The 16,907-nt window shown below is 72.6% G+C and carries 15 protein-coding genes; 7 read left to right on the forward strand and 8 right to left on the reverse strand.

The features are described 5' to 3' along the window. Window positions 1–196: 196 nt before the first annotated feature. The gene (locus CLV63_RS33625; protein ID WP_170134262.1) at window positions 197–355 is read left to right on the forward strand and encodes a hypothetical protein; all 159 of its coding nucleotides are present in this window, start codon (window positions 197–199) and stop codon (window positions 353–355) included. A gap of 57 nt (window positions 356–412) precedes the next feature. On the opposite strand, the gene CLV63_RS18420 is transcribed toward CLV63_RS33625, so the two are convergent. The 4 genes from CLV63_RS18420 to CLV63_RS18435 form a co-directional block, all read right to left on the reverse strand. Beyond that, window positions 413–1,267 carry an amidohydrolase family protein gene (locus CLV63_RS18420; protein WP_170134263.1) on the reverse strand — a complete coding sequence of 285 codons (855 nt, stop codon included), beginning with the start codon at window positions 1,265–1,267 and terminating at the stop codon, window positions 413–415. Further along, the gene (locus tag CLV63_RS18425; RefSeq protein WP_106584386.1) at window positions 1,264–1,599 is read right to left on the reverse strand and encodes an L-rhamnose mutarotase; all 336 of its coding nucleotides are present in this window, start codon (window positions 1,597–1,599) and stop codon (window positions 1,264–1,266) included. Before CLV63_RS18425 ends, CLV63_RS18420 begins: the two co-directional genes overlap by 4 nt. Beyond that, window positions 1,599–2,744 carry an aldo/keto reductase gene (locus CLV63_RS18430; protein ID WP_106584387.1) on the reverse strand — a complete coding sequence of 382 codons (1,146 nt, stop codon included), beginning with the start codon at window positions 2,742–2,744 and terminating at the stop codon, window positions 1,599–1,601. The genes CLV63_RS18425 and CLV63_RS18430 overlap by 1 nt, the downstream gene beginning before the upstream one ends. Window positions 2,745–2,821: 77 nt before the next feature. Continuing rightward, window positions 2,822–4,171: an alpha-L-fucosidase gene (locus CLV63_RS18435; protein ID WP_106584388.1), complete on the reverse strand. Its 1,350-nt coding sequence runs from the start codon at window positions 4,169–4,171 to the stop codon at window positions 2,822–2,824. A 376-nt stretch (window positions 4,172–4,547) separates the two neighbouring features. Between CLV63_RS18435 and CLV63_RS18440 the strand changes: the two genes are divergently transcribed. From CLV63_RS18440 to CLV63_RS18460, 5 genes are all read left to right on the forward strand, one after another. Then, complete coding sequence (locus tag CLV63_RS18440) at window positions 4,548–5,906, forward strand: L-fuconate dehydratase (protein WP_211301362.1); 1,359 nt, start codon at window positions 4,548–4,550, stop codon at window positions 5,904–5,906. Then, window positions 5,903–6,655: an SDR family NAD(P)-dependent oxidoreductase gene (locus CLV63_RS18445; protein WP_106584390.1), complete on the forward strand. Its 753-nt coding sequence runs from the start codon at window positions 5,903–5,905 to the stop codon at window positions 6,653–6,655. The genes CLV63_RS18440 and CLV63_RS18445 overlap by 4 nt, the downstream gene beginning before the upstream one ends. Before the next feature lie 65 nt (window positions 6,656–6,720). Beyond that, on the forward strand, window positions 6,721–7,971 hold the full coding sequence (locus tag CLV63_RS18450; RefSeq protein WP_106584391.1) for an ABC transporter substrate-binding protein: 1,251 nt from the start codon (window positions 6,721–6,723) through the stop codon (window positions 7,969–7,971). Window positions 7,972–8,111: 140 nt separating this feature from the next. Next, window positions 8,112–9,098, forward strand: coding sequence for a carbohydrate ABC transporter permease (locus tag CLV63_RS18455; protein ID WP_211301363.1), 987 nt, complete (start codon window positions 8,112–8,114; stop codon window positions 9,096–9,098). Then, the gene (locus tag CLV63_RS18460; RefSeq protein ID WP_106584392.1) at window positions 9,091–9,978 is read left to right on the forward strand and encodes a carbohydrate ABC transporter permease; all 888 of its coding nucleotides are present in this window, start codon (window positions 9,091–9,093) and stop codon (window positions 9,976–9,978) included. The genes CLV63_RS18455 and CLV63_RS18460 overlap by 8 nt, the downstream gene beginning before the upstream one ends. A gap of 18 nt (window positions 9,979–9,996) precedes the next feature. On the opposite strand, the gene CLV63_RS18465 is transcribed toward CLV63_RS18460, so the two are convergent. Then, on the reverse strand, window positions 9,997–10,701 hold the full coding sequence (locus CLV63_RS18465; protein ID WP_106584393.1) for a FadR/GntR family transcriptional regulator: 705 nt from the start codon (window positions 10,699–10,701) through the stop codon (window positions 9,997–9,999). 403 nt (window positions 10,702–11,104) lie between these two features. Here CLV63_RS18465 and CLV63_RS18470 point away from each other — a divergent pair, with 403 nt between their 5' ends. Next, window positions 11,105–12,796, forward strand: coding sequence for an ArnT family glycosyltransferase (locus CLV63_RS18470; RefSeq protein ID WP_106584394.1), 1,692 nt, complete (start codon window positions 11,105–11,107; stop codon window positions 12,794–12,796). A gap of 103 nt (window positions 12,797–12,899) precedes the next feature. Here the strand turns inward: CLV63_RS18470 and CLV63_RS18475 are convergent, their stop codons facing one another. The 3 genes from CLV63_RS18475 to CLV63_RS18485 form a co-directional block, all read right to left on the reverse strand. Further along, a complete protein-coding gene (locus tag CLV63_RS18475) occupies window positions 12,900–14,279 on the reverse strand; it encodes an HNH endonuclease signature motif containing protein (RefSeq protein WP_146165600.1) in 1,380 nt (459 codons plus the stop codon). Between the two features lie 264 nt (window positions 14,280–14,543). After that, window positions 14,544–15,305 (reverse strand): ABC transporter permease, encoded by a 762-nt coding sequence (locus tag CLV63_RS18480; protein WP_211301364.1) that lies wholly within the window; start codon window positions 15,303–15,305, stop codon window positions 14,544–14,546. Window positions 15,306–15,351: 46 nt separating this feature from the next. Continuing rightward, the gene (locus CLV63_RS18485) at window positions 15,352–16,323 is read right to left on the reverse strand and encodes an ATP-binding cassette domain-containing protein (RefSeq protein WP_106584396.1); all 972 of its coding nucleotides are present in this window, start codon (window positions 16,321–16,323) and stop codon (window positions 15,352–15,354) included. Window positions 16,324–16,907 lie beyond the last annotated feature (584 nt).

A 16,907-nucleotide genomic window follows, 5' to 3' on the forward strand; every position in this document is an offset into this window, starting at 1 on the left:
CCGGGAAGCCTGCGCACGCCCCTACTGCGCCCGCTTCGCGGAGTATCGCGCAGCGGGGGCCCGCGACGGCAACCCATCCCCTTCGCCCGGGTTCGGCGCGTGACGACCGGGCGAAGTTGTTCGCCGGGGGTTTCAAGCCGTCGCACTTTGGTGACATAAAGCAGTGGTTATATTACCCAAAGTAACTGGAGTGCAGATGAAGAACCGTATCGCCGCCCGCCTCGCCGCAGGGGTCTTCCTGGCCGCCGCACTGCTGACCGGGAGTGCAGCGACGGCGTCGGCCGACGAGGTGCAGGACCTTTTCAACTACTGCCAGTACATCAAGTTCAATTCCCCGCTCTGCTCGGACTTCTAGCGGTCCATCGCGCGGCGCGGGCTCCTCGGGGTCCGCGCCGCTTCTGTGGGCGGGGTGCTACCCGGCGGGGGCGGGCGGGAGGCCGTAGACCGCTTCGGCCGTGCCGTGGAACAGGCGTTCGCGTTGGTGGGGTGTCCAGTCGGCGGTGCAGGCCGCGATCGCGTCCCAGACCTTGCGGTAGCCGCCCGCGAGTTCGCTGACCGGCCAGTCGCCGCCGTACATCAGCCGGTCGGCGGTGAACAGCTCCAGCGCGCGGTCGACGGCGGGCCGCAGGTCCTCTGCCGTCCAGTCCGACCCGCCGGTGAGTGTGCCCAGGCCGGAGACCTTGGCGACGACGTTGGGGTGCGCCGCGGCCCTCGCCAGCGCCCCGGCCCAGGACCGGAGGTCGCCGGAGGCGATGGGCGGCGCACCGAGGTGGTCGACGACGAGGGTGAGGTCGGGCAGTTCGGCCGCGAGGGTCGCGACGTGGGCGAGGTCGCGCTCGCTGACGGCGACGACGTCGAAGGTCAGCCCGCGCGGGGCGAGCAGCCGCAGGCCCTCGACCACCGCCGGGCGCACCAGCCAGTCCGGGTCGGGCTCGTCGTGGTTCAGGTGCCGCACGCCGACGAACCGCGGGTCGGCGCCGAGGGTGTCGAGGGCGGTGGCGGCGTCGGTCGGCCGCTCCAGCGGCACCCAGCCGACCACGGCGGCGGCCACGGGCCAGCGGTCGCACACCGCGAGCATGTCGTCGGTGTCGGCGCGGGTGTTCTCGGCCTGGACCAGGACCGTGCGGGCGACGCCGGTCCCGGCGAGGAGCGGGGCGAGGTCGCCCTCGTCCCAGTCGCGGTGGATGGGCGCGGTGTCGGCGCCGAGCCACCCGTACCGGCCCGGTGCGAGGCGCCAGAAGTGCTGGTGCGCGTCGACGGCGCTCACGGCCGCTCGCCCCGCTGCTGCCGCAGCCGCCAGACCCGGCCGAGCGCCATGTCGGCGGCCGCGTCGCCGGTGGACTCGAAGTGGTCGACGTAGCGGTTGATGAACTCCTGCCAGCGCCGGTTGGCGGGGTCGGTGTCGAGCGCGGCCATCGCCGCGGCGAAGTCGTCGCACTCGACGACGTGGAACAGGTGGCGTCCGCTGCGCCAGATGCTCCAGTCGCTGATCCCGACGCGGCGGAAGGACGCGTCGAGGTCGTCGGGTATGCGCTGGTGCGCGTTCTCGTAGCCGTCCGCTGCGCCGTCGCGCAGGATGGAGTGCAGGGCGACCCGCATCAGGTCCGGTCTCCGTTCGTCGCGGTCGTTCGTGTCGGCCCGGGCCGCCCGTGGGCGCCCGGTTCGCGGCCGGGGGCGTCCGCCCCCGTGTCCGCTGCGGGGACCGGGGCGTCCGCGCGCAGCAGCCCCTGCTCGACCAGGTCGGACCAGAGCGCGGCGCCGACCGGCTCCCGGAACAGCGCGGCGTTGCGCGCGGCCTGCTCGGCCGAGTACGCGCCGATGCACACCGACGCGACGGCCGGGTGCCCGAGTGGGAAGCGGGCCGCCGCCGCCGGCAGGGTCGTGCCGTGGCGCGCGCAGACCGCCGCCATGGCGCGGGCCCGCTCCAGCAGGCCCGGCGGCGCCGCCTGGTAGTCGTAGGTGGCGTCCTGCGGCGGGTGCGCGTCGGCGAGCAGGCCGGAGTTGAACGCCCCCGCGGCGACCACCGACACCCCGCGGCGCGCGCATTCGGGCAGCAGGTCGTCGAGCGGGCCCTGTTCGAGCAGGGTGTAGCGGCCGGCCAGCAGCACCACGTCCAGGTCGGTATCGCGGACGAACCGGGTGAGCATGGCCGACTGGTTCATCCCCGCGCCGTAGGAGCGGATGACGCCTTGGGAGCGCAGTTCGTCCAGTGCGGGGAACGCCCCCTCCATGGCCTCCCGGTAGTGCTCGTCGGGGTCGTGGACGTAGAGGATGTCGACGCGGTCCAGGCCGAGGCGGTCCAGGCTCGCCTCCAGCGAGCGCAGGACCCCGTCGCGGCTGTAGTCGCGCACGCGGACGTGCGTGGCCGGCACGGCGAAGCCCTCGGGGTCGGTGCCGCCGGCGCCGCCGGTGTCGGCGGGGCGCAGCAGCCGGCCGACCTTGGTCGAGACGATCGCCGCGTCGCGCGGCAGGCCCGCCAGCACCGTCCCGAGCCTGCGCTCGGCGAGGCCCAGACCGTAGTGCGGGGCGACGTCGACGTAGCGGACGCCGTTCCGCCACGCCGCGGGCAGCGCGCCGGACCACTCGGCGTCGGGCACCTCGCGGGCGAGGTTGCCGAGCTGCGCGGCGCCGAGGGAGCAGGGCCCGACGCGGAGCCCGCCCCTGCCGAGGGGCCGGGTGCCGAGGGGCGGGTGCGGCTCGGCCGGGTGGTCGGCCGGGACGCCGCTTGGCGTGGGGACGGGCATGGCACCTCGTGCGCGGGAACGGTGGGGGAGGGGGACGCGGAGCGCCCCGCGGGCCGCCGGCCCGCGGGGCGGCCGGGTCAGGTGAGCGCGAACCCGACGGCGGCGGGTCCGGCCGGCCCGCCCTCGGGCAGGTCCACGACGATACGGCCGCCTTCGGAGCGTGCCGCGACCGGTGTGCCGCCGGGGGTGCGCGCCGACGCGGGGTCGAGCGCCCCGGTGTCGGCGCCGAGGTCGACGGTGCCCCGCCCGTCGGCGAAGGCGGTGGCGCGCTCGCCGCTGCGGGTCCAGCGCACCCACGGCGCGTCGGACGCCGCTGCGGTCTCGGCGGGCAGCACGGTGCTGTCGAGGACCGCCTCGCCGTTCACCGCCATCCACGCGGCCACCTGCTCCAGCGCGGCCCGCTGCTGCGCCGGCAGCCGCCCGGCGGCGTCGGGGCCGACGTTGAGGAGCAGGTTCCCGCCGCGGGAGACGACGTCGACGAGGTGCCGGAGCACACCGGGGCCGTCGAGGTAGTGGCGCTCGTCCTCGACCCGGTTGTAGCCGAAGGAGAGCCCGATGCCGCGGGTGTTCTCCCACATGTCGGTCTTCTCGGCGTCGAGTCCCTGCTGGTACTCGCTGGTGCGGAAGTCCCAGTGGGTCATGCCCCAGCGGTCGTTGACGACGCCGTCGGGCACGGCGGCGTAGTAGCGCTCGAAGAGCTCCACGAGGCTGCCGGGGCCGGCCGGCTTGCCGGCGTCGGGCCATTCGATGTCGTTCCACAGGACGTCGGGCCGGTAGCGGTCGATGAGGTCGGCGACGTGCCGGTAGGCGTAGGCGTGGAAGGCGGCGTCGACCGGCCGCTCCTTCCCGGTGGCGTCCTCCCGCTCGATGGGCGGCAGGTCGGCGAAGTGCCAGTCGAGGCCGCCGGAGTAGTACACGCCGAACCGCAGCCCGGCGGCGCGGGTCGCCCGCGCGAACTCCCCGATCAGGTCGCGGCGCGGCCCGCGGTGGACGGTGTTGCGCTCGCCCGTTCCCGGGGCGTCCCACAGCGTGATGCCGTCGTGGTGCTTTGTCGTGGGGATGACGTAGCGGGCGCCGGTGCGGGCGAACAGCGCGACCATTTCGTCGGCGTCGAACTCCTCGGCGCCCCACTGGTCGAGGAACGCGTCGTAGGGTGCGCCGCCGTACACCTCGTCCTGGTGCGCGCGGGCGGGGCTGCCCTCGATGCGGATGGTGTTGGCGTACCACTCGGCGTAGGGGTTGTGCCGGAACCAGGTGGTCTTCTCGATGGTGCCGAGTTCCCCGATGGGCTCGGCCCAGGCGGGCACGGAGTACGCGCCCCAGTGGATGAAGATCCCGAACTTGGCGCTGCGGTACCAGGCGGGGACCTCCCTGGCGAACTTGGCGAACTGGGCGGGGCGCGTCGGGTCGGTCGTGAACATGGCCATCGAGGCTTCCTCGCTGTCGGGGAGTCCGGGTGCGCGGCGGGGCCGCGCCGGTGCGCCGGGATCGCGGTGGGCGCTACGGTGACGCAGGCCACGAGAAAACATACGATGACAACACGGCGCAGTCAATGGTGGCGTAATGCGGTCGTCACACACGAAGAATCGAATATTCCCAGTTGGACGGCGTTTTCGCATTTCATGGACGTGAGAATCCGGCGGCATCATTGCCTTTTTCATCGGATGTCTGTTAGGTTTCGCACGCTTAACATCGGATGTCTGGAGCTTCCATGCAGTTGTCGCACGTCAGGTCGGGCACCCCGGCCCACCGTCCCCCCGCAACACCCGCTGGGCCCCACCGCAGCCGGAACGGAGCGGCCTGATGCCGCGGGTCACCTCCTTCACGACGCACGACATCCGCTTCCCCACGTCGCGGCTCCTCGACGGCTCCGACGCGATGAATCCCGACCCCGACTACTCGGCGGCCTACCTCGTCATCGGCACCGACGAGCCGCACGGCCACACCGGGCACGGGTTCGCGTTCACCATCGGGCGCGGCAACGACGTGCAGGTCGCCGCCATCGCCGCCCTCGAAGGGCACATCCTCGGCAGCGACCTCGACACCCTCCTCGACGACATGGGCGCCACCTGGCGCTCCCTCGTCCACGACTCGCAGCTCCGCTGGCTGGGCCCCGAGAAGGGCGTCATGCACATGGCGGTGTCGGCCGTCGTCAACGCCTTATGGGACCTCAAGGCCAAACGCGCCGGCCTCCCCCTGTGGCGGCTGCTCGCCGCGATGAGCCCCGAGGAGATCGTCGCCCTGGTCGACTTCCGCTACCTCACCGACGCCCTCACCCCCGAGGAGGCGCTGCACATCCTGCGCGGCGCCGAACCGGGGCGGCGGGAGCGCACCGAACGACTCGGCGCCGACGGCTACCCCGCCTACACCACCACCCCCGGGTGGCTCGGCTACTCCGACGACAAGCTGGTGCGGCTCTCCCTCGAAGCCGTCGCCGACGGTTTCACCCTGATCAAGCTGAAGGTCGGCGGCGATCTCGACGACGACATCCGCCGCATGCGGCTGGTCCGCGACGCCGTGGGGCCCGACGTCCGCATCGCCGTCGACGCCAACCAGCGCTGGGACGTCGACTCCGCCATCCGGTGGATCACCGCGCTCGCGCCGTTCGACCCGTGGTGGGTCGAGGAGCCGACCAGCCCCGACGACATCCTCGGCCACGCCGCCATCCGGCGCGCGGTCGCCCCGGCCAAGATCGCCACCGGCGAGCACGTGCAGAACCGCATCGTGTTCAAGCAGCTGCTCCAGGCCGAGGCGCTCGACGTCGTGCAGATCGACGCGGCCCGTGTCGCCGGCGTCAACGAGAACATCGCGATCCTGCTGCTCGCCGCGAAGTTCGGCGTCCCCGTCTGCCCGCACGCCGGCGGCGTCGGGCTGTGCGAACTGGTGCAGCACCTGTCCATGTTCGACTTCGTCGCTGTCTCCGGCCGCATCGGCGACCGCGTCATCGAATACGTCGATCACCTCCACGAGCACTTCCTCGACCCGGTGCGGGTGCGCGGCGCCGCCTACGCCGCACCGAGCGCACCGGGCTACTCCGCGCAGATGCACGCCGAGACCCTGCGCCGGTTCGCGTTCCCCGGCGGCGCCGAATGGGCGACCGCCCCCGCACCCCCCGCCGCAGCCCCCCTCCCGGCCCCCACAGCAGAGGAGTCCACCCGATGAGCGAGTTCACCGGGCTCACAGCCCTCGTCACCGGCGGCGGCGCCGGGATCGGCGCGGCAACGGCGGCCCTGCTCGCCGAGCGCGGGGCGGGCACGGCGGTGCTCGACCGCGACGTCGCCCACGTGCCCGACACCCACCTCGCGGTCGAGGCCGACCTCACCGACGACGCCTCCGTCCGCGCGGCCGTCGACCGCGTCGCGGGCGAACTCGGCGGCCTCGACATCCTGGTCAACAACGCGGGTATCGGCGCGCAGGGGACCGTCGCCGACAATGACGACGCCGAATGGCACAGCGTCCTCGACGTCAACGTGGTCGGCCTGGTCCGGGCGAGTCGCGCCGCACTGCCCCACCTCGCGCGCTCCGACCATGCCGCCATCGTCAACACCTGCTCGATCGCCGCGTGGGCCGGGCTGCCCCGGCGCGCCCTGTACTCCGCGTCCAAAGGGGCCGTGCAGTCGCTGACCCTGGCCATGGCGGCCGACCACCTCCCCGACGGGATCCGGGTGAACTGCGTGAACCCCGGCACGGCCGACACACCGTGGGTGCAGCGCCTGCTCGACAGCGCGGCCGACCCCGAGGCCGAGCGCGCCCGGCTCACCGCCCGCCAGCCCACGGGCCGCCTCGTCACGGCGGCCGAGGTCGCGCACGCCATCTGCCATCTCGCCAGCCCGCTGTCGAGCGCCACCACTGGGACGGTCCTGGCCGTCGACGGCGGCATGCACGGTCTGCGCCTGCCGCCCCGCTCCTGACACCCGTCCCCGACACCCGCCTCTGACCCCCGCCTCTGACCCCAGCCGGACCGAGGAGCAGCACGATGAAGCGCACGGTAGGACGCCGGGCCGCGGCCGCCGCGCTGGGCCTGTGCCTGGTGGCGGGCTGCGGGGCCGACAGCTCCGTCGGCGGCTCCACCGACGACTCCGGCCGCACCGTCCTCACCTGGATGATGTGGTCCGGCGGCACCGCCGAGCGCGACTCCTGGCAGGCCGCCGCCGACGCGGTCACCAAGGCCCACCCCGACATCCGGGTCAAGCTGGAGACCACCTCGTTCGACGACTACTTCACCAAGATCGGCACCCGCATGGCCGCGGAGTCGTCGCCGTGCATCGTCAGCACCCAGAGCCTGCGGGTCGCGGCGCTCAAGGACGGCATGCGCCCTCTTGACGACCTCATCGCCGCGCAGGGCGCCGACACCGGCGAGTTCGACACGGCGGCGCTCGAAGGGCTCCAGGTGGACGGCGCGCAGTACGGCCTGCCCTACGACAGCGGGCCCATGGTGATGCTGTACAACAAGGAGCGGTTCGCCGAGGCCGGCGTCGCCGAGCCGCGCGAGGGCTGGACGATCGCCGACTTCGAGGTGGCGGCCGACCGGCTCAGCACCGACGGCGTCCACGGCTTCAGCGCGTTCCCCGGCGACCTGGCCATGTTCTCGATGATCCGCACCCGCGCCGGCGCGCAGCCGGTCCGCGAGAACGGCGAACTCGGCCTGACCGCTCCCGCCGTCGAACGGGGCATCGACTGGTACACCGGCCTCGTCCACGAGCAGCGGTCCGCGCCGCCGCTCGCCGGCAACGACTCCACGTTCCCCGTCAACCAGTTCATCGCGGGCAACACCGCCATGGTCGTGGACGGGCCGTGGGACATCCTGCACGTCTCCAGCGAGTCCGACTTCGACCTCGGCATGGCCCCGCTCCCGGCCGGGCCGGACGGCACGCGGACGCTGTCGGCGGGGTCCGGGTTCGGGATCGCGAAGAGCTGCCCCGTCCCGGAGAAGGCGTTCGCCGCCATCAAGGTCCTCACGGGGGAGAAGGTCCTCACCACGCTCGCGGCCGAGGGCCGCGCCTACCCCGCGCGCCCGGCCACGCAGCAGGCGTGGCTCGACAACGCGCCCGCGGGCGCGGCCGAGGCGCTGGGGACGGCGGCCGAGACCGCCGAGTCCATGCGCACCACACCGGAATGGCCGCAGATCTCCACCGACCTCGTCCAGTACGGCATCCCGGTGTTCAACGGCGCGACGCCCGCCGAGGCGTTCCTCGCCCAAGTCCAGTCGGAGAACTCCGGCGGCTGACCCGCACACCACCGGCCCGCTCCGTCCCGCCCCGCCCCGCTGCCGACCCGTACCTTCCCGCCCCGCCCCGACCGCAGGGGCCCTTCGCGGCCCCACCCACCACGCCCGGCCCTCGGGCCCACGCCGACCAGGAGGCTCCGGTGTCCGTAGAGAGCGACCGGCCGCTGCGCGATCCCGTACCGGCCCGGCGCCCCGCAGCGGGCGGCCGCCGCCCCGGGCCCGGCGCGGGCGGCCGCGCGGGTGCGGCGGCCCGCCGGAAGCGGCGCGGGGAGTTCGGTACCGCCGCGCTGTTCGCGAGCCCGGCGGTCATCGGCCTCACCCTCTTCACGCTGTTCCCCATCGCGATGTCGCTGGTCATCAGCTTCTTCGACTGGCCGGGGTTCGGCGAGCGCTCCGTCGTCGGCTTCGCGAACTACGCCGACCTCCTCGCCGGCGACCACTTCCACCGGGTCGTGCTGAACACGCTGCTGTTCACGGTCCTGTACCTGCCGCTGAACATCGTGGTGTCGCTGGGTCTCGCGGTGTGGATCGCGACGATGGGCCGCGGCCGCCAGACCCTGCGGGTGCTCTTCTTCATCCCGGTGATCACCCCGATCGTCGCCAACGTCCTCGTGTGGCGGATGATCTACCAGCCCAACGGTGCGATCGACGGGCTGTTCGGGGTGTTCGGCGCCACCGCGCCGAACTTCCTCGGCGACGAGAACTGGGCGATGCTCGCCCTGGTCGCCATGAGCGTGTGGCAGGGCTTCGGCTACAACATGCTGATCTTCTCGGCCGCGATCGACAACATCCCCGCCACCCTGAACGAGGCGGCGGGACTGGACGGTGCGGGGCCGTGGGCGCGGTTTCGGCACATCACCGTCCCGATGATCTCGCCCGCCATGTTCTTCGCGTCGACGATGACGCTCATCACGACGTTCCAGGTGTTCGCGCAGCCCTACCTGCTCACGGGCGGCGGCCCGGGCGTCGCCACCGAGACGCTCGTGCTGTTCATCTACCGGCAGGGGTTCTCGTCCTACGCCCTCGGGGCGGCCTCGGCAGCGGGCTGGATCCTGTTCATCCTCATCTTCCTCGTCACCGCGGTGCAGTTCGCCGTCCAGCGCAAATGGGTGAATTACGATGTCTGACCAGCGTGCCGAACTGCCCCGGGCGACCCGCGCGGGGGAGCCGCCCCGCCGCGGCGGCCGGCGGGTCCGGCACGCCGTGTCGGCCGCGCTGCTGTGGACCGTCGCGCTGATCTTCCTGCTGCCGCTCGTCTATACGGTGGCGACCTCGCTGAAGCCCGCGGGGGAGGTGTTCGGCAGCCCGCCGACCCTGTGGGGCTCGGAGCTTCGCTGGCGCAACTACGCCGAGGCGATGAACTACCTGCCGTTCGAGCGGTTCATCCTGAACGGGCTGCTGGTGGCGGGGGTCGGCACCGCCGTGGTCCTGGTGTCGTCGAGCCTGGCCGCCTACGCGTTCGCGCGGCTGCGCTGGCGCGGGCGCGACTCGGTGTTCCTCACCTTCCTGGTCACGCTGATGATCCCGCAGGAGGTGCTGGTGGTGCCGATGTTCATCCTGATGCTGCAATTCGGCTGGGTCGACAGCTACCAGGCGCTGATCCTGCCGTGGGCGTTCACCGCGTTCGGCGCGTTCCTGCTGCGCCAGTTCTTCCTGACCGTCCCGCGCGAACTGGACGACGCCGCCACCATCGACGGCGCGGGCCGGTTCCGCATCTTCTGGTCGGTCATGCTGCCGCTGGCGCGCCCCTCGATCGCGGTGCTCGCCGTGTTCACGTTCATCACCTACTGGAACAGCTTCCTCTGGCCGCTGATCATCACCACCAGCGTGGAGACGAAGGGCACCGTGCCGCTCGGCTTGAGCCTGTTCTTCAGCCAGCAGGGGAGCCAGTGGAACCTGGTCATGGCGGCGTCGGTGGTCTCGATGGTGCCGACGGTGGCCCTCGTGCTGCTGCTCCGGCGCCACCTGGTCAGCGGCATCGCAACGGCGGGGCTCGGCGGGCGCTGAGCCGCGCGCCCGCCCGGGTCAGGGGCCTTCGCCGGGCCGCGGTTCGGCGTCGCGCAGGGACTGGCGCAGCCACTGCTCGACACCCGCGATGTGCACGGTCGCCCACGCGTGCGCGACCTCGGGCTGGTGCTGGGCGATCGCCTGGCAGATGGCGCGGTGCTCGGCGAGGGTCCGCTCGACCGCGGACCCCTGCGTGACCCCGCGCCAGATGCGCGCCCGGTGAGTGCGGCTCGACAAGCTCTCGACCAGGGACGACAGTACGGGGTTGCCGGACCCGTCGACGATGCGGCGGTGGAACTCCTGGTCGTTGGCGACGAGCTCCTCGACGGAGGGGTCGGGCGGCAGTTCGTCCAGGACCTTGGTGAGTTCGGCGGCCTGCGCGTCGGTCATGCGGGTCGCCGCCATGGCGGTCGCCGCGGGTTCGAGGATGCGCCGGACCTCGAGGAACTGGAGGACGGAGTCGTCGTTGTGGAAGTCCACGACGAACGCCATGGCGTCGACCAGCAGCCCCGGGTCGAGGCTCGTCACGTAGGTGCCGTCGCCTTGGCGGACGTCGAGCACGTTGATCAGGCTGAGCGCCTTGACGGCCTCGCGCAGGGAGTTGCGCGACAGGTTCAGCATGGCGGCGAGCTCGGGCTCGCGCGGCAACCGGTCGCCGGGCCGCAGCTGCCCGGTGTTGATCATCTGCTTGAGTTTCTGGATGGCTTCGTCGGTGACGGCCACGGGTCTCCTTCGTCGTTCACCGCACCTGGCCGTGCGATCCGTTCACCCGCCAAATCTAGCAGTAGCCATCGGATGTATCCGGCCGGAAGGTGGCGGATACCGCCGGAAAGTGCGGCATTTCCGGCTCGTAGGTCCGAGGTGTCCGCGGGAAACGGGCGCCTGGGCGCCCGTTCGACGCCTTCGGGACGCCGTCCTGCGCGGGTCCGGTGTCGAAACGCTCGGTAGAGCGGCAATATGCTGAGTGTTAAGAGCCGATTGTCGCTGTTTTGCGGCAAACCGCCGGTGCATCGGCTCCGAATCCCCTCGCAGCAGCAGCCTCGCCCGACGCCGTGCTCCCCCGCGTCACCGACGGCGAAGGCGCGCACGGTGCCGACCGCACCGGACCACCGGAAGAGGTACACCGATGAGTACGCCCATCGATGGCGGATCCGGCCGGGCGGTCGCGCACGCGGCGGCGGGCGCCCGGGACGCCTGGGCCCGCGCCGGGTCGGCGGCGCGGGCCCAGGCGGGGGCAGCGGGGCGCGCCGTGTACCGGCACCGGCGCTCCCTCGCGGTGCTGCTCCCCGTCCTCGCCGCCATCGCGGCCCTCCAGGCGGTCAACGTCGCGGGGTTCCCCCAGCGCACCGCCGAGGAGGGCGGCTACGTCGCGCACGCCTACGCGCTGCTGCACTTCGGCGGCATGGCGCACCCGGCGCAGTGGTACGACCAGCCGCCGCTGGGCCGGCTCCAGTTCGCCGCCTACGCCGCCCTCACCGGCGGGTTCGACCACCCGGCCGGCATGGTGATCGCGGGGCGCGGGTTCATGGTCCTCGCCCACCTCGCCTCCTGCGTCCTGCTGTGGATCCTCGCCCGCCGCACCGAGATGGCGCGCTGGGCCGCAGCCGGTGCGCTGCTGCTGTTCACGGCGTCGCCGCTGGCTGTGGAGTACCACCGCCTCGCCGCGCCCGACAACATCGCGACCCCGTGGGTGCTGGCGGCGTTCGTCCTCGCGTGCACGCCCCGGCCGCGCCTCGCACCGTTCCTCGCCTCGGGCGCGGCGTTCACCGTCGCGGTCCTGAGCAAGGAATCGGCGCTGCTGCTGCTCCCCGTCCTGGTGTGGCTGATCTGGCGCAACGAGCACCCCGGCGATCGCGGCCACACGCTCGCGCTCGTCGGGTCGATGCTCGTCTACGCCTGGCTGGCCTACGCCGTGTTCGCCCTCGTCCGGGGCGAACTGTTCCCGGCACCCGGGCAGGCGAGCCTGTGGGACGGCGCCGTCAACGGGCTGCTCGGCCGCGGGTCCGGCAGTGTGCCGTCGCCGGGGAACACCGCGGCCGGGGCGATCGGCGCGTGGCTGCGCCTCGACCCGATGCTGCCGCTGCTGGGCGCGGCGGGGGCCGCCACCGGGGTGTTCTCCCGCCGGTTCCGCCCCTACGCGGCCGGGCTGCTCGTCCTCATGCTGGCCGCGCTGCTGATCGGGGAGCTGCCGGCGGCCTACGTCCTGGCGATGCTGCCACTCGTGGCGCTCACCGCGGCAGGGGCCGCCGAGATCGCGCTCCGGCGCAGCCGCCGCGTCCAGCCCGCGTGGCGGCCCAGTGCCAACCGGTCGACGCTCTTCGGGTTCACCGCGGTCCGGCTGCTGCCGCTGCGGACGGTGCGGCGGTACCCGCTGGTGCCCGTCCTCGTCGCCGCCGCGCTGCTGCTGGCGGTGCTCGCGGCGCCCACCTGGGCGGCGTCCCTGCGCGGGTCGTTGTCGGCCGACGCCGACCGCCCGATGCGCGCGGCGGCCGACTGGATCCGGCGCAACGCGGCTCCCACCGACCGGGTGGCGGTCGACCCCGCGATGGGCATGGACCTGCGCGACCACCTCGGTGCGGCCCGGGTGAACGTCATCGCGTTCGCCTCGTTCGGCGGGCGCACCGAGGTGATCGCGCAGGTGCCCGACCGGTGGCACCGCCACGATCTCATCGTCGAGACCAGCGCGGTGCGCCGCGCGGCGGCCCGGCTCCCGCAGGTGGGCGACGCGCTGCGCGGCGCCCACCCCATTGCCCGGTTCGGCACGGGCGACGACCGGGTGGTCGTCCGCGAGGCCCCGCCGGTGGCCGACGAGAGGTAGCCGGCGGGCGGCGCCCGTTCCGCGCCCATCGGAATCGCCGCGATGCCGATGGGCGCCGGCCGTTCCGCCGGGTCTGGGTGCGGTGCGGTGGTCGGGCGGGTGCTCAGCCCGGTGGGTGATCGGGTCCCGGTGGTGCGGGCGGGTCGCCGATGCCGGTTCCGGGGGGTTTCCCGCCCCCGGGCTCGCCTCCGCTTCCGGGTCCGGGCGGGTGGTGGAGATTGCCCGCCTGCCGCGTCTGCTGTTGTCTGCGGTGGTGTTTGCGGGCCCGGCGGTGTTCCTTTTCGAGGTTGTGGACCCGGCACAGGGGTTGCGCGTTGGCCAGGTCGGTGGTGCCGCCCTCCCACCACGGCTGCTTGTGGTCGATCTGGCACCACCGTGCGGGCCGGTCGCAGCCGTGCTCCCACTGGCACGAGGTCACCTGCGACAGCAGGGCTATGCGGGCCTGCACCGGGAAGATCCGCTTGGCCCGGCCCACATCCAGCGGCGCCCCGGTGAGGGGGTCGGTGACGATGCGGCGCAGCACGCAGTCCTTCGCCGCGGCCCGGACGGCGGAGAGGGGGTAGACGGTGCCGTAGTCGCTGGTGGCCGGGAACGCCCCGGGGATGCCGCGCAGCGCTTCCAGCGGGACGGTGATGCGCACCTGTGCGGGCTGACCCCCCGAAGACGGCAGCTGGCCGCTGGTTCTGAGGGTGTGTTCGGCCATGTCCAGGAGTTGGTCGAACAGACGCTGACGGGGCCGGCGTGTATCGCCGGGCTGCGGGGGACCGCCGAAGGCTTCCAGGGCGGCCTGGAGCTGATCCGCGGAGACTTCATCGCCCCAGGCTTCCAGGTGGAACTCGGAGTCCGGGCCGCGCACGAAGGTCGCGCCGCGCATGTCGTAGCGCTGGGCGTAGTCGCGCTCATGGGTCTTGGGGTTGAGGCGGGCGCGCAGGCGCTTGCCGGCGGTGGCGATGTCGGCACACGTGGTGGACTCGGCCAGCGCCAATCCCAGGAGCACCTCCTCCGCTTTGCGGGCGAGAGGGGCCTCCTGAGGCCATTCGGTGCGGTTGCGCTCCTGCACCGCTTTGGTCGTGTAGAAGCTGATGTGCTCGACCTGGCCGAGGCTGATCTCTCCCGCCTGATAGGCCGCGGTGGTCTCGTCCAGGGCCTCGGGGAGTTGGGCGGTACGGGCATAGGTGGCGGCTTCGGCGCGGCCCATGGTGGCGGTGTGGGTGATCCAGTCGAGAAGGCGTCCATACCCCGACCCCGCGAGCCCTCCGGCCTTCTCGAACGACGCAAGGTTCTGGCACAGGGCGTACTTCACCTGCTCCAGGGCGGTGATGGTCTGCGCGATCTCGGCGCCGATGTCCGCGGCCGCACCAGGGGCGACATCCACCCCGGCGGCGTGAGCCGCGTGCGCGGCGGCCTCGCCCAGGGATCGGCGTGCCCGTGCCAGCCCTCCGGCCGGAGCCGGGGGCGGCGGGGTGCTTCCATGATCGAACATGTTTTCAGTATATGAATTCTCACCATGGGTTACTAGTTTCGGATTGACCGGACCTGGCCTGTGGACGAAGGGTTGACCCGGCGCCACGCGGCGGACCGTGGCGAACCGGCCCCGGCCGGGGTGCGGGAGAACAGCGTCGACGAAGACCGTCCCGGCGACCGTGGCGCTCGTGGCGCTCGCGACCGCCGGCAGCAGGGCACCGGCACCGCTGTGTCCGACAGGGGCGCGCCCGGACCGGGGTCCGGTCCGGGCGCGCGGCGGCCGTCAGATGCCGCGGCGCATGAGCCGGGTGCCCCACACCAGGCCGACCACTGCGATGGCGGTCGCGGAGACCAGCCCATACAGCACCGACACGTCCGCGATGTCACCGGCGAACAGCGCCCGTTCCGCGTCCACGATGTGGGTCACGGGGTTCACGACGGAGGCCGCGCGCAGCCACGCCGGGGCCGCGTCCATGGGCAGCAGCACACCCGACAGGAGCAGCAGCGGGAACATCAGGACCTGGGTGACGATCCAGAACAGGCTCCCGCTGGGCTGCGCCTTGATCGCCAGGACGAAGGAGAGCGCGCCCAGCCCGACGCCGAACACCACCAGCAGCACCAGCCCGGCGACGACACCGACCGGGTAGAGGCGGAAGCCCATGGGCATGGCGATCGCGATGATCAGCGCGGCCTGGACGAGCAGGATGACGGACTCCTTCAAGGTCCGCCCGATCAGCATCGCCGCCCGGTTCATCGGGGTGACGAGCATCCGCTCCATCGCCCCGCCCATCATGTCGATGAGCAGGTTGTACCCGGCCCCCATGGGACCGAAGAGGCACATCATCACCAGGATGCCGGGGACGAACCACTGCCAGGGCGAGACCCCGCCGCCGAACGCGACCGCGCCGTCGAGCTGCGACCCGAACAGGAGCAGGAATAGGAGGGGTTGGCCCATGGTGATGAGGAGGCCCAGCGGTTCGCGGAGCGCGGGGGTGAACTCGCGGACGAACACCGTGCCGGTGTCGTTGACGAACTTCATGCTCATGTGCTGATTCCTTCGGATGCGGATCGGGGCCGACCGGGGGCGGAGGTCATGCCGCCGGGGTCTCGGTGTCGTTCTCGCGCAGGCTGCGGCCGGTGAGCGCGAGGAACACGTCGTCGAGGGTGGGCCGCTCGGTGTCGGCGGTGGCGGCCTTCACGCCCGCCTCGTCCAGGGCCCGCAGGTACTCGGGGAGCGCGGCGGTGGCGTGCGGCACCCGCGCGCGGACCGCGGTGCCGTCGCGGGAGACCGCGTCGGGGCGGGCGAAGCGCGCGGCGACCTCAGCGGCGGTCGCAGCGTCCGCCTCGTCGTGGGTGGTGACCGTGATGTGGTCGCCCGCGAGGTCCTGCTTGAGCTGCTCCGCGGTGCCGTCGGCGATGATCTGCCCGTGGTCGATGACCACGACCCGCTCGGCCATGCGGTCGGCCTCCTCCAGGTAGTGCGTCGTGAGGAAGAGGGTCATGCCGTATTCGCCGCGCAGCCGCAGGATGTGCGCCCAGATGTCGGCGCGGCTCTGCGGGTCGAGCCCGGTCGACGGCTCGTCCAGGAACAGCAGGTCGGGCCGGTGGACGAGGCCCATCGCGATGTCCAGGCGGCGCCGCTGCCCGCCGGACAGCGTCCCGGGCTTGCGCTTGGCGAACGGGGCGAGTTCCAGCCGGTCGAGGACCTCGTCGGCCCGGCGGCGCGCACCGGCCCAGGTGAACCCGTAGCTGCGGCCCTGGGCGACGAGTTCGTCGCGGACCCGGTAGTCCTCTCCGGCGCTGTTCTTCTGGCCGACGTAGCCGATGCGGGCGCGCACCCCCGCCGGGTCGGTCGCGATGTCGGCCCCCGCGACGGTCGCCGTGCCCGCGGTAGGCGGCAGCAGGGTGGTGAGCATCCGCAGCGTGGTGGATTTCCCGGCGCCGTTGGGGCCGAGAAACGCGATCAACTGCCCGGCGGGGACGTCGATGTCGACCCCGCGCACGGCCTCGATGGTCTCCTTCTTGACGGTGAAGTTCCTGGACAGTTTCCGGGCATGGATCATCGCCCCTCCTCGGGGGTAGGCGGAGTATCCGGGCATGGCGAAAAGCCCCTGATCGGGGGTTGATTTCGCGGAGAATCCATTTTTACCCGGATCGCCCGCGGAAAGCAAACATGAATACAACGTTCATGTTTGACTGACCTGCGACGACGTTGTTTGTCAAGGTCCGGTTCCCGGGTGGGCGATAAACGCGGATCGGGAATAGCCGCGTTAATCAAAGAATTCAATTGCGCAATATCGGAAACGCGGGTTCCCGGTATCCGGCGAAACAGGACCCCGCGAGAAGGGTCCGCATCCCCCGCCCCTACGCAGGTGCCCGAAGGACTCCCCAGCCCGGTCACCGCCCCCGGCGGTGCCTGGCCGCATGGGAGGCGCCCGCATTCCCCGCCCCCTCAGGGAGGAGCCCTCTGGGACCGGTCGCCGCCGACCCAGGCCCCGGCGGTGCCGGGCCGCATGGGAAGCGCCCGCATTCCCCGCCCCCTCAGGGATCCCAAGGCCGGTCGCCGCCGACCCTGTTCGCAGTACCGATGGCGGTCCCGGTCGGCACTGGTCGGCCCCGGTCGGTGCGGGGCGCGGTCCCCGGTGCG

It is taken from the genome of Murinocardiopsis flavida, assembly GCF_003014485.1.
GTDB classification, from domain to species: Bacteria; Actinomycetota; Actinomycetes; order Streptosporangiales; family Streptosporangiaceae; genus Murinocardiopsis; species Murinocardiopsis flavida.